This window comes from Vibrio rubrogenes (genome assembly GCF_059641415.1).
Genome location: NZ_JCARSY010000004.1, coordinates 50,173 through 62,620, shown reverse-complemented (window position 1 = coordinate 62,620; position 12,448 = coordinate 50,173). Strand labels below are relative to the sequence as shown.

Sequence of the window (12,448 nt, the reverse complement as noted above, 5' to 3'; positions counted from 1 at the left end):
ATATTTTCGAAAAGAAGTATGAGGCGGCATAGATCCTCTTCTGGAGAAACAGAAAATCGAGTTATCTGACATTGAAACCGTCGATCAACTGTTCCACGACTGGTATCGAACAGATCTTAGCCGACGACTCAAGCACCCAAAAATTCCGTATCGGGTTTATACCAAAAACATTAGCCCAGTTATTGGCATTAAATGTATTGCCGAGGTGACCGCACACGACGTGCGCGAAGTATTAGAGCGCATACGAGAAAACAACCGCCCCACCATTGCCAACGACACCTTGATGTACATGAAGCAGCTGTTTCGACATGCGATTAAACGAGCAAGCCATCGCCCACATATGGGGCCAGCGATTACTTTGAAGAGCGCCGTGTTGCTCATCAAACCGTGGCCGATGTCATCGAACCGCTGGTGAACTTTGGGCCCCCTTCACCACATCACACAGGAGGGCGCTAACATGCAATTTATGATGCTGCTTGCACCCATTACCTTTCCAATAGCCATGTTGGCAGGACTTGGTTGGTGTATTGGCATTGCCTTACTCGAACAGCCTCATGGCTTAGGCTATGCACTTACCTGGTACTGCCTGACGATATTAGTGATACTCATGCCATGGCTTACGCTAAAGCTCGCGTTCTGCGTGATTGTCGGCATAAGCCGAAAGCTAGGGTTGATCCCGCCTGCTCGGCCAACTTATAGCCTGGGTTATGAAGAATCACTCTATTGGTTCCGCGTATTAGCCTTTTTCGATGGTAAACGTAGCCGTATACCGAAAAAGCCTGTCAGAAGAAACTCAAACCCCCCAAGGATTGGGGCAACAGGGGCAGTATCATCAATGCTACCAAATACTCACATTATTTCACTGCAACGTAGTATCAATCACATTAATGTAATTTATTTGTTAATGGCCTTGTTATATTTTAAATTCATATTGCAATCAGTTGCATTAATTGTAATATGTTTTTTGTGGCCTTTGCTTATGGTGAATCTTGTTTGTGGCCATATGTAGATATCTCTGATTATTAACTCTGAAATAATAGATGATGTAAATATACATTAATAATTAAACTATCTATTTTTATTAAATAGCTAGATATAATATTTTTTAAATTTAGTCTGTATTTAATACGTTTTCTATTATTATTTCTCAGTTAATTATGTTAAGTAACTTGCTTAAAATTGGTGAAGGAATTTCTATGTTAGAAGAAGATTACTTAAAAAGACTGAAAGTCCCAAGGTGTGTTTATATTGATTCAAAATTAATTACTGATGTAACGACAGAGCCTTCGTTCAAAGGGGCTATTGATAGCATTGTAAATTTTTATCAACTCCAGGAGTCACAACCAGACTTATTCACTTATATGGAGGATGAAAAACAATATCACATAAGTACACTTGCTCCCCGAAACATTAATGATCTAAAGAAGAAACGCGACAGCTATAAGATGGTTGCCGATTTATCTTTTGGAATGTTGGGAAGAACACCTGATTTTATTAATGCAGCTTTGGCAACGATGGCTGTTAATTCTGACTTCTTAGGAGCCGGGGAGTTCATAGATTTTTCATATAATGCTAAATGTTATTATGAAAAATGCCGTCAGCAAAACCTCTTTATTGGCCATGGAGCCGTTAATCCCCAGATTGATCGTTCAATACAACTAGGGCTTCAGGAAAATGCATATTGCGGTGTACGAGTTATTTCTTCAGATGAGAAGGGTATCATAGTTTCCGGAGCGAAAATGATCGTCACATTAGCTCCTATTGCTGATGAATTATTAATTTTCAATATGCCAGGGCTACGTTCTGGTGATGAGGATTTCGCACTGGCTTTTGCTGTACCTGTAACAGCTCAAGGGCTTAAATTAATATGCCGTAAGCCTTTGAATTATATTAATTATAATCAATTAGACCACCCGATGGCAAATCAGTTTGATGAATCTGATGCCTATATGATCTTTGATGAAGTATTTATTCCCTGGGGTGACGTTTTTGTATTTCGCGATGTTGAAAAGTCGAATGCTTTTTATGATAAGACACGGATCCGTAATCATAATGGGCATCAGGGAATTGTTCGTGGACTCGCTAAGGCTGAGCTGTTAACTGGTGTAGCAATCGAACTTGCAGATAAAATGGGCTTGGATTCTTTCCTGAACGTCCAGGAACAATTAGGTGAGATGACAACTAGTCTTGAATTAGTTCGAGCAGCAATCCTCTTATCAGAACACGATGCAACATTAGAAAATGGTATCTTGAATCCTAGCATTCATGCAATTCAAGCTGTTCGATATCATTTCCCCAAATGGTACCACCGTATGGTAAATATTATCCAATCACTAGCAGCAGGTTCTATGCTAGCGGTACCACACCATGGTGACTTCGATAATGAAAATGGTGAGACGATTCGCACAACATTGCATAGCGCGACAATGAATGCTGAAGAGCGAGCTTTTCTTTTAAATCTTGCTTGGGACTTAACTGGTGATGGTTTCGGACAAAGACAGTTGGTATATGAAATCTATCATGCAGGTGATCCTGTAAGAATTGCTGCAACACATTATAAAAATTATCCCAAAAAAAATATTCAGCAGCATCTTAATAAAATTAAAAGCAAATTATTATGAGTGCATGACCATTTAATATTTATATTATCAACAAAAATCAAACAACATGGTATTAAATTATATCTTTGATATTTATTCGCTATCATCAACACAAATAACACCTATTAATAAAGATCATACTTACATTTAATTTAATAATTAAAGTGATAACAGTCATTTTCATGGGAATCATTATGGCGTATAACTTACCTCAAATAGAGAAATTATTTTCTAGGATGGATATTGACTTGTTGATTGGTACAAGCAAAGAGAATATTCAATATTTTTCTGGTTTTTCACCTGTAATAAAAACATTAAATCCATATTATGGACAATGTTATGTAATGCTACATCGTCATAGTCCTGACACAATACATATGGTGCATTCTATTGGGGAGATTGATCAGATTCTCGATGCGGACAATCCAATTCAACACGTACAGACGTATGGAACATTTTATAGAGAGTCTATTGAAAAAATGGATTTAACACTGGAAGAGGTAAAACTACAGTTACTCAGTCAGGTTGAGCAATCACACCCTTCTCCGGCAGAAGCAGCTAAAGCATTGATTCTCGAGTTGAAAAAGGATGTAGATATTAAGAGAGTGGGTTATGACGAAGATGGTATAACATTACAGTCATTACAATACCTGCAACAGGAGTTCCCGGAACTTCTATGGGTTGAAGCATCGAAGCAGATTCGCTTTTCTAGACAATTCAAGACATCGTATGAGATTGAGTTGCTCACTCAGTCTGCCCTAATTAATGAATCTGCAATTTACGACACAGCGGCTTTTGCTGAAGTTGGGATGTCAGAAATCGAATTAGCGGAACGATTCAACTGTGCTCTGGTACAAAGAGGGGCTTTTCCGTCTTTAACTATGCTGAAAATCGGTCGTTCAGCTATTGGTGGACAACGTAAACAACGTTCAGATATTTGTTTGCAGCCAGGAGACCTACTTTGGTTTGATTCTGACGCGATCTATCAAGGCTTCTGGTCTGATATTGCAAGAGTCTATTGTGTTGGACAACCGGCACCGATCATTCAAAAACGTTACCAAGCACTACGAAATGGAATGTTGGCCGCACTTGACTTTATACGTCCGGGACTTACCGGGAAGGATGTATATTCAAGAGTGATGGATGTTGTTCATCGTTCAGGTTTTCCTGAATATAATCGCCATCATGTAGGCCATGCCATAGGGCTGGAACCTTATGAGCTCCCTATTCTCAGTCCTTCTGATAACAATATTATTGAAGAGGGAATGGTTCTTTCTGTGGAAACTCCATATTACGAGTTTGGGAGAGGAGCGTTACATATAGAAGATCCTCTTTTAATCGGTTCATCATATAACCAGTTTTTGACTGCTAATCCCGCCCCTGATTTAGTGAGATTATAAATTATGACGACATATACAATATCTTCTGTAACTGATCTTATCGGTCATACACCTCTCTTTTCGTTACAGCATCCTCTCATTCCTGCCAATAAAAAGTTGTTACTCAAACTAGAACAGTTCAATCCAAATTTTAGCGTTAAAGATCGGACTGCTCTAGGGTTAATTCAAACGGCGATGGATAGTGGTAAGTTACTTCCCGGTGGGACTGTGATTGAATCAACTTCAGGGAATTTGGGGAAATCGCTAGCAATGCTGAGTGCCAGTATGGGGTTTCGTTTGATTGTAGTCGTTGATCCGAAAGTAAGTCATAACTCTCTGAACTGGTTTAAATCTTACGGTGCTGAAGTTGAAGTTGTTAGTACTCCGGATATAAGTGGTGGATATCAAAAAGCTCGAATTGAGAGAGTTAAGGCTTTATTAGAAATATACCCTGATGCTTACTGGACTAATCAATATGATAATCCAGACAATCCGAATTACCATGAGATGGTTACCTCACAAGAATTTATAGATATACCTGTTGACATGTTGCTTGGTTCAGTGAGTACAGGCGGACACTTTGGTGGTATTGTTAAAGGTGTAAAACAGGTACATCCGAAAACTCTGTCTATGGCTTGTGATGTGGCAGGATCTGCTATTTTTGGAGAACCATTTTGTCCCTATTTGCTCAATGGACTAGGACTGAGTTGGAAAGCACAGAATACGGATCTAGCCATATTTGACTTTCTTAACAGTGTTAGTGATCAAGATGCAATTTCTTTGTGTCGGTTATTAGCGCGTGATGTTGGGTTGTTACTTGGTGGCTCCTCAGGAGTTGTTATTTTTTCTGCGCTAATGGCATTACAATTGCCTGAAATTAATTCAGTACTCGCAATCACCCCAGACTCCGGTATCAACTATCTTGAACAATTTTACGATGATGACTGGTTGGTAGAAAAGGGAGTCATACTCTTATCAAAAGAGCAGTTGGAAATGCGGATTGCATCCAGCGCAAGCAAGTTTTATGAAGGGATGATAATTCACGATGAAGTTTAAATTTTATACGAAATGTATGCATATGCTTCCTCCAGAAATTGCGCATCATCTTTCTATATGGGGGTTACGCTATTTTGCCCCAGAGCAATCTATAGAAATACCATCGGGACTAAGTCAAACCCTTTGGAAGAAAAAATTTGCTCATCCAATTGGTTTGGCGGCCGGGTTTGATAAGGATGCAGAAGCCTACGATGCTTTAGGGCATTTAGGATTCAGCTTTGTGGAAGTCGGTTCTATTACCCCAAAAGCACAACTTGGTAATCCTCGTCCCCGTTTGTTCCGTATTAAGGAGCATCAAGCGATTATCAATCGATATGGTTTTAATTCAAAGGGTATGAAATATGCTAAACGTATGTTAGAAAATCGGCGCGATAATCTAATTCTTGGAATTAATCTGGGAAAAAATAAGGATACAGTGAATTATCTGGATGATTTCTTGCAGGTAGCAGAAACACTAATACCTTATGCTAATTATCTGACAATTAATCTATCATCACCTAACACCCCGGGGCTGAGAGATTTACAGCAGGCAGAAACAATAGAACCTTTATTAAAAAATCTTGATGCACTTAGAGTCGAAAATGCTAACGATTGCCCCATATTCATTAAGCTCTCACCAGATATCGCGCCATCAGAAGAATCTGAATTGCTATATTATTTAGCCGGATCAATCATTGATGGAATAATTGTCAGCAATACGACAATTAATCGGGATAATTTGTCACTATCACCTACAAATAGACAATCAGGGGGGTTATCAGGTAAACCTTTACAGAAAAGATCGCGAGATATGCTGATGAGGGTTTACTCGATTGTCGGCCGTGATAAAACAATTATTGCATCAGGGGGTATCAATAGTGGTGTGGAAGCCTATGAACGCATCTGTATGGGCGCGAGTCTATGTCAAATCTACACCTCTTTTGTATATGAAGGCCCAGATATTATTTCTCGTATGTTGACAGAAATGGAACAATGTATGCAACGTGATGGCTATACTATAATAGAACAAGCAATAGGATCGTATTATGCCAGATATTCAAAGTGAATTTGCAGAATTTCTCATTGATAGCAAAGTGATTAAGTTTGGTAAGTTTAAGTTAAAATCTGGCAGGGTAAGTCCATACTTTTTCAACTTTGGTCAATTATCTAGTGCTCGGCTACTGAACGAAACAGCACACTATTATGCTCGTTTTTTATATGAGAACAAATTAAGACCGGATGTGATTTTTGGTCCCGCTTATAAAGGTATCCCTTTAGGTGTTGCGACTGCTTTGTCATTACAACGTGATTTTGCATGTGATGTTCAATTCTCATTCAATAGAAAAGAAGTGAAATTGTATGGGGATGGTGGATTGTTAGTCGGCTCTCAATTACAGAAGGCTCATGTGGTAATCATTGACGATGTTATCACTTCCGGCATTACTATTGATGATAGTGTACAACTAGTCATCGAAAATGGAGGGCAAGTTAAGTCCTACCTTGTTGCACTTGATCGCCATGAACGTTCGTTCGATAGTAATAAATCTGCTATACAGGATGCTGAAGAGCGTTTAGGGATAAACATTTTTTCGATTACAAATATCCAGCACATTCTAGCGTATTTGATAACTCAGCCGAATTTGCAGCCGAATGTTGAAGCTATACAGACTTACCTGAAGGAGTACGGAGTATAGTGAAATTGAGATGATCAAAAACAGACTATTACGTCTAGATGAAATTTATGTCTAAATGATACGTGATAACCGTCGATTTGTATCATTTTCATTTATAGATATAGCTTAATTCATCGAAAATATCAGGTCAAAGAGACTTAAAAGGAGAGAATATGAATTCAGCCTATATACTCGTTGCTATCAGTGTTGGCGCAGCTATTTCGATGCAGTCAGCTATTAATAATCAACTGAAGAATCTCATAGGTGGCAGTACTATGCTTGCTTCCATGATTTCCTTTGTTGTCGGCAGTGTATGCCTTTTATGTTTATGCGCAATATCAGGTGAACGTTTTGCACAATTAAATCAGTTGCAACATAGCAATGGCTGGCAATTTCTAGGAGGAGCTCTTGGGGCATTCTTTGTATTCGGTACGACGTTTCTTGCTCCACGGATAGGTATTGCAGCGATGATTTCGTTAGTTATATTGGGACAAATTATTACATCCTTAATTTTGGATAAATATGGTTTTCTTGGATTACCTATTCGGGACATTTCTCCTATTCGTTTGTTGGGGGTTGGCTTGGTTTTGGGAGGTGCATTATGTGTTAACTTCAGCAATCGATAATGAAATTTTTGTTATCCTTTTTATGTGAATTCGTAGCATTGTCGATGGCTTGTTTTTATATAGTTAGTCGACAAGATATTATTTTAATGAAATTTTTTCAAAGGTAAAAAAATGCGTATTGCTGTTTTTTGTGGATCTAGTAATGGAGTTAGATCCGAATTTATGGAAGAAACAAAAATACTAGCTCGGGAAATGGCTAAAAGAAACACTGATTTAGTTTATGGAGGTGGGAAAGTTGGTCTCATGGGAACATTGGCTGATGAAGCAATCTCTTCAGCTGTTCATGTTATTGGCGTTATGCCCCAGTCTTTGGTTGACCATGAATTAGCACACCCAAATATTGACGAGTTATTTGTTGTCAGTGACATGCATGCCCGAAAAGCATTGATGGCAAAACATGCAGATGCTTTTATTGCTTTACCTGGCGGTACCGGAACATTAGAAGAAATTTTTGAGGCATGGACTTGGGCTCAGCTAGGCTTGCACTCTAAGCCTTGTGGATTTTTAAATATAAATGGTTACTTTAATGAATTACTGACTTTCTTTGAGAAGATGATTACTTCAGGATTTATGAAGGAAGAATATGCAAATATGCTTATTGTATCGGATAATGCCAAAGATCTACTTGAGAAAATAGCATCATATACTCCACCTGTACCTAAATGGCAAAAAAACTGTACTCCAGAGTCTATACAGTAAATGCAGTTGGCAGCTAATAATTTATAATATAAGTGAGCCTGAGCATTATGCTATTGGAGATATTTTCTTAAGTGATGCCGTTAAGCATTTTTATATGACCTAATTATAAATGATACATGCTATGGATAAGGAGCCCTCAATGAATCAGCTTATCAGTGTCGGGTGGCTTTACCGAAAGGGAAATCAGCTACTTTGTGTAAAATCTAAAGGTAAAGATAAGTTCTTTATTCCCGGTGGAAAATTGGAAGTCGGTGAAACATATGAAGAAGGGTTACAACGTGAAATCCGAGAGGAGTTAAATATCGAACTCCTCCCAGATTCTATCCAATATCAGTTTTCTATTACGGATATCGCATATGGCCTGGAAAATACACAATTGACAATGTATTGCTATATCGCAGATTTTAGAGGTGATATTGCACCAAGTTCAGAAATAGAAACTGCGGAATGGTTTGAACTTTCCCAAATCCACAACTGTGCTCCTGCGGCACAAAAAGCGTTGAGTTACGCTTTAGAACAGCAGGTATGAGAGCCCATAGTAGTCAACTAAATTGGACCACCATATAGTTTCCGGTTTAAACCTCGGCCTCTCAGGGAAGCGGGTAGTTGAATCTTGGGTTTAAGTCTTGCCCATTGATTTTTACTTGATCCAGCACTTTCTTCACAGCCCGCTCTTTTTGCTTGGCTTTGACGCCAATCCAAATAAAGAAGCCAGAAAACAGTAATACGATCAAGAGAGGAAGAGTCAGCAAGAGATCATAAAAACGGATAACACCACTTCCCGAAAAGAGAAAAGTGATGATACCCAGAGTGATGATGATCAACAGTGTACCAAAGAGGAGAAAAGGCAGCCCGTTACTGCGCGCAATTGATTTAACATGTTGCGACAGATTGATATAACCATACCCTAAAAACACGTTGCTTTTCGGCTCCTGAAACCCAGCAAGCGCAATCGAGTCCCCCTGATTCAATACCCAAGATTCTGACAGTCTCAGAACCACCGTCTGTGTACTCTCCAGCTCGATACGAACGGTTGTGGGGTTTACGGCTTGGTAAGATTGAACCTTACTCTCTATCAAAGTCACATTCATCAGTTTTTATATATTCAGTCTACCCCATCAGATAATCACTCTGACTGTGGCAATTAGATTGATTCATGAGTAATGTCAGACGAGATCAAAATGAAAAGGCATCACAATATGAAAAAGGATGTTTATAACTATTAATTTTATCTTGTAAAGTCAATAAGATAATTCTAATTCATATAGATCAGTCTAGAAATAGGTAATTCTTATTGATAAAACGATAATCCTATCACCCTCTATGAAGATCATGAGTCACAATTTGAAAAGACAATGAATATGATTGATAGTTTAAATATATGAATTGATCGGAAAGATAACATTATAAATATCAATGATATTATAATATTTAAAAATGCCCCTAAACCACAACCTGTTTAAAATCAGCTTCAGTCTGTGACGATATGGGAAATATTATCTATATGGACAAGTATATATCAGTTGCGATTCACCACCGAATCTCGCACAACCAGATTACCCTGAATGCTTGATTTATTCTCCGACGGATGGCGATCGAGGAAGTTATCGAGCTCTTTCATCAGTACAGCAACCAATCGCTCAGACGGATAACTGATACACGTCAGTGCCGGAGTTAATTGCTTGGCCAGTGACGAATCTTCCAGTGACAAAATCGACACATCTTGCGGGGTAGACAGATTAAAATCCTGAAGCAGTTTCATTGCGACTGCGGCATGGCTGTCTTTCATCACTATCAGTGACGTGAAGGATGAATAACTGTTCAAAAGATTCATCATCGCCAGCTCCGCACTTTCATCGGCGCTGACAATCAGTTGTCGGTTGATCGGAATCGACATGTTTTGCATGGCGATTTTGTAACCCTCAAGCACTTGTTGAGATGCATAGTTCTGACCATCGAGCAAAATCGCGACTGATGCGTTCCCCTGACTGGAAAGATAGCGACAGGCACTCTCACAGGCAAAACGGTAATCGTAACTGATAGAGCGGCAGTTATCATGCACATAACTATCAACCGCAATTGTCTTGTCGAGGGCAGAAGCGGGAATATCACCACCGAAGGTGATAATGGCATCACACTGTCCATGCCCCCACGATTCCATCACCCGGCGATACTCATCCGGTGTGTCGGCAAAACTGACCAACATCCGTTTATCTCTTTGCTTGAGTGCGCTGCACAGCAATGGCAGAAAAGTTGACACCTGACCGGTATCCGAACTCGTCAAAACGACACCGATGTAATCAGATTTCTGAGTCGCAAGGCTCTGCGCCATGATATTGGGGCGATAGTTGAGCTCTTCCGCCGCTCTGAGCACGGCTTCGCGGCTTTCTTGTTTCACTCCCCGGCTACCGCTCATCACGCGAGAAACCGTCGCTTTTGAGACATTTGCCAACCGAGAGACATCAGTGATAGTAACCATGACAATCCTATTTAACCAAGGTCAATCAAAGGGAACATCGAGAATGGAAAACGGTTCCCGTCTGTTTTCATTTTACCTTTGAAGACATATTTGACAAGAGGACTGCACAATATTAACGCGAACAATCCGGTGATTAAATCACCGGATTGAACGTACTACCTGAATCAAGGCCAATCATTCACTGTGCAATCCGCCGATATACGTCGATCAATTCAACCACCAGTTCCTTGGCAAGCATCGATGTCATTAAATGGTCTTGTGCATGAACCATGATCAGCGTCATCGGTGTTTTCCCTTCGCCTTCATCTGCTTCAATCAGTTGCGTCTGAACACGATGTGCAAGACTGGCAAACTCACTCGCCTGATGTAATAGCGTATCTGCCTGATCAAAATCTCCATTTTTGGCACTGCGCAGTGCTTCATAACAGAGACTCCGGGACTGTCCGGCATTGACAATAATTCCCATCACTTGTTCTTCTAGATCCATTCTCAGCTCCTATTCACCGCGCGCCTGCATACGCACTTCAATCATCAAACCCATTTCCTTCAGAAACTTGAGCGAACCATTCACCGCTTTTTTTCAGGCTGCGTTGTTGTGTTGCCAGATCCAGCCGGTAAAAACCATAACGATTCTTATAAGCGTTGCACCAAGACCAATTATCGATAAAGGTCCAGAGATGATACCCGAGGCACGCAGAACCTTCTTCAATTGCACGATGTATCCATTTCAGGTGCTCACGAATGAAGTCAATGCGATAGTCGTCCTGAATCTGTCCATCTTTGAGGAATTTTTCCTCTCCTTCGACACCCATGCCGTTTTCTGAGATATAGCAAGGAATATTACCGTAGTGTTGCCGTAGATTCGTCAGGATGTCATAAATGCCTTTTTCATAAATCTCCCAACCCCGATGTGGGTTCATTTTCCGGCCGGGCATTTCATAAGGCTCAAAAAACCATTCCGGTACAAAAGGCGCATTCGGGTTTACAGCACTCAAACGGGCCTTCACTCGCCTTGGCTGATAGTAGTTAATCCCCAGTAGATCGATTTTACCTTTGGCAATCAGCTCACGATCTCCGTCATGGATATCAGGCAGTTGTCCATACTGCTTGAGTAAGGCAACGAGTTGCTGCGGATATTCTCCCCGAATCGCCGGGTCGAGGAAGCTTCGGTTAAACATCAGATCACAAATATTGGCGGCTTCCAGATCGGCCTGATGCTGCGAGCGTGGATAGGACGGTGTCAGATTGAGCACAATCCCGATCTGGCCGTTCAGCTTCAGTTCGCGATACTTGCTCACTGCCATCGCATGAGCCAATACGGTATGGTATGCAACGGTTGCGGCACGACGAAAATCCAATACGTTCGGATAATGGAAATCGTACAAGTAGCCACCTTCAACCGGCACAATCGGTTCATTAAACGTAAACCAGTGCTTGACCCGATCACCAAACAGGCGGAAACAAGTTTCGGCATAATCGGCATACGCCTGTAACACGCGACGATTTTCAAAGCCACCCAGAGCCTGCATCTTCATCGGCATATCGAAATGGAACAGACAGATAAACGGCTCGATCCCTTGTTCAATCAGTGTATCGATCACTTGATTGTAAAAATCAACCGCTTCAGGATTGACGTCACCAGTCCCCTCCGGGATCAGACGAGCCCATGAAATTGAGGTCCGGAAACTGTTATGCTTGATATCTTTCATCAACTGAATATCTGAACGGAAATGCTCATAAAACGTTGACGCATCTGTCGCAGAAACACCTTGATGAAAGCGATTCGGTTCAGATTTGTACCAGTGATCCCAGATATTTTCCCCTTTTCCGCCAGAAAAGGCCGCCCCTTCCGTCTGTGTCGCTGAGGCAGCACTTCCCCAATAGAAATGCTGCGGGAATTGATACTTCATTTTCGTTCTCCATTAGCGGGCAGTTTCTCTGCCCGCACTATCTCTTA

The 12,448-nt window shown here is 40.6% G+C and carries 14 protein-coding genes; 10 read left to right on the top strand and 4 right to left on the bottom strand.

Annotation, left to right across the window (positions count from 1 at the left end; genetic code table 11):
• The first annotated feature begins 28 nt into the window (after positions 1-28).
• The 10 genes from AC55NX_RS04760 to AC55NX_RS04715 all read left to right on the top strand — a co-directional run bounded on the left by AC55NX_RS04760 (position 29) and on the right by AC55NX_RS04715 (position 8,541).
• Complete coding sequence (locus AC55NX_RS04760) at positions 29-415, top strand: phage integrase central domain-containing protein (protein WP_496994796.1); 387 nt, start codon at positions 29-31, stop codon at positions 413-415.
• A gap of 42 nt (positions 416-457) precedes the next feature.
• Positions 458-1,009: a hypothetical protein gene (locus AC55NX_RS04755; protein WP_496994696.1), complete on the top strand. Its 552-nt coding sequence runs from the start codon at positions 458-460 to the stop codon at positions 1,007-1,009.
• Between the two features lie 187 nt (positions 1,010-1,196).
• Positions 1,197-2,621 (top strand): 4-hydroxyphenylacetate 3-hydroxylase family protein, encoded by a 1,425-nt coding sequence (locus AC55NX_RS04750; RefSeq protein WP_496994695.1) that lies wholly within the window; start codon positions 1,197-1,199, stop codon positions 2,619-2,621.
• Between the two features lie 173 nt (positions 2,622-2,794).
• Positions 2,795-4,000, top strand: a complete 1,206-nt coding sequence (locus AC55NX_RS04745; protein WP_496994694.1) for a M24 family metallopeptidase — start codon at positions 2,795-2,797, stop codon at positions 3,998-4,000.
• A 3-nt stretch (positions 4,001-4,003) separates the two neighbouring features.
• Entirely contained in the window at positions 4,004-5,035 is a 1,032-nt protein-coding gene (locus AC55NX_RS04740; protein ID WP_496994693.1) for a pyridoxal-phosphate dependent enzyme, read from the top strand.
• On the top strand, positions 5,025-6,080 hold the full coding sequence (locus tag AC55NX_RS04735; RefSeq protein ID WP_496994692.1) for a quinone-dependent dihydroorotate dehydrogenase: 1,056 nt from the start codon (positions 5,025-5,027) through the stop codon (positions 6,078-6,080). The genes AC55NX_RS04740 and AC55NX_RS04735 overlap by 11 nt, the downstream gene beginning before the upstream one ends.
• A complete protein-coding gene (pyrE, locus tag AC55NX_RS04730) occupies positions 6,061-6,708 on the top strand; it encodes an orotate phosphoribosyltransferase (RefSeq protein ID WP_496994691.1) in 648 nt (215 codons plus the stop codon). The genes AC55NX_RS04735 and pyrE overlap by 20 nt, the downstream gene beginning before the upstream one ends.
• 152 nt (positions 6,709-6,860) lie before the next feature.
• Positions 6,861-7,313 carry a DMT family transporter gene (locus AC55NX_RS04725; RefSeq protein WP_496994690.1) on the top strand — a complete coding sequence of 151 codons (453 nt, stop codon included), beginning with the start codon at positions 6,861-6,863 and terminating at the stop codon, positions 7,311-7,313.
• A 111-nt stretch (positions 7,314-7,424) separates the two neighbouring features.
• Positions 7,425-8,012 (top strand): LOG family protein, encoded by a 588-nt coding sequence (locus tag AC55NX_RS04720; protein WP_496994689.1) that lies wholly within the window; start codon positions 7,425-7,427, stop codon positions 8,010-8,012.
• Between the two features lie 139 nt (positions 8,013-8,151).
• Positions 8,152-8,541, top strand: coding sequence for an NUDIX hydrolase (locus AC55NX_RS04715; protein WP_496994688.1), 390 nt, complete (start codon positions 8,152-8,154; stop codon positions 8,539-8,541).
• A 61-nt stretch (positions 8,542-8,602) separates the two neighbouring features.
• Here the strand turns inward: AC55NX_RS04715 and AC55NX_RS04710 are convergent, their stop codons facing one another.
• The 4 genes from AC55NX_RS04710 to AC55NX_RS04695 all read right to left on the bottom strand — a co-directional run bounded on the left by AC55NX_RS04710 (position 8,603) and on the right by AC55NX_RS04695 (position 12,401).
• Entirely contained in the window at positions 8,603-9,091 is a 489-nt protein-coding gene (locus AC55NX_RS04710; protein ID WP_496994687.1) for a hypothetical protein, read from the bottom strand.
• Between the two features lie 440 nt (positions 9,092-9,531).
• Positions 9,532-10,491: a LacI family DNA-binding transcriptional regulator gene (locus tag AC55NX_RS04705; RefSeq protein ID WP_496994686.1), complete on the bottom strand. Its 960-nt coding sequence runs from the start codon at positions 10,489-10,491 to the stop codon at positions 9,532-9,534.
• Positions 10,492-10,669: 178 nt separating this feature from the next.
• Entirely contained in the window at positions 10,670-10,978 is a 309-nt protein-coding gene (locus tag AC55NX_RS04700) for a PTS lactose/cellobiose transporter subunit IIA (RefSeq protein ID WP_496994685.1), read from the bottom strand.
• Positions 10,979-11,015: 37 nt separating this feature from the next.
• Positions 11,016-12,401: a glycoside hydrolase family 1 protein gene (locus AC55NX_RS04695; protein WP_496994684.1), complete on the bottom strand. Its 1,386-nt coding sequence runs from the start codon at positions 12,399-12,401 to the stop codon at positions 11,016-11,018.
• Positions 12,402-12,448 lie beyond the last annotated feature (47 nt).